The organism is Pseudomonas sp. MF4836, from assembly GCF_002018875.1.
In the GTDB taxonomy this organism is placed as follows: Bacteria; Pseudomonadota; Gammaproteobacteria; order Pseudomonadales; family Pseudomonadaceae; genus Aquipseudomonas.
Map to the genome: position 1 here is coordinate 1 of NZ_MVOL01000044.1, position 612 is coordinate 612.

Here is a 612-nt window from a genome sequence, read left to right on the forward strand (position 1 = left end):
GGCTCGAAGAGCGGTACGACGAAGCCCAACGGGCGAGTTTCGAGCGGGCCTACCTGGCCGAGCAAAAGGTCTGGCAGCAGGCCATCGACCGCGAGGGCGAGCTGTACGCCCGGGAATACCAGGCCGCGCCTTTCCAGCTCGCCGCCCGGTATGACTACAGCGTGACCTCCACGCGCTCCGTGGAAGGTTTTATTCGCATGATGAGCCTGTGCCTGGTGGGCGGCCCCAGCGAAGTCATTCATCCAGATACCGAGACCCTGGGTGCGACCCAGCGCCTCTGGAAAAACCTGCTCGAAGACCGCCAGAGCCTGCTTTATCAGGCCTTGCTGGCCAAGGACCAGGCACTGTTCGACCAATTGAAAACAGCGCTGGCGGGCGATGATCTGGGCAAGCTCTACGACACCCTGAAAAGCATCATTGCCACCCACGAAGGCAAGGATCTGATGATCGCGCCGGTCAAGCACGCCATCGGCCAGATACTGGCGGCCACCACCAACGCCAGTAATGCCCTGATGCAACAGCTGTCGGCACAGACCCAGACGCTGATCGGCCATGTGCACAGCGCGGCCTTTCTGCGCTACGCCGGCCAGCAGGTGACCCAGGTTGTGGTGT

The 612-nt window shown here is 62.3% G+C and carries 1 pseudogene; it reads left to right on the forward strand.

What is annotated here, in order from left to right:
* Window positions 1-612: pseudogene (locus tag MF4836_RS35450) on the forward strand (T6SS effector BTH_I2691 family protein); the annotation flags it as partial.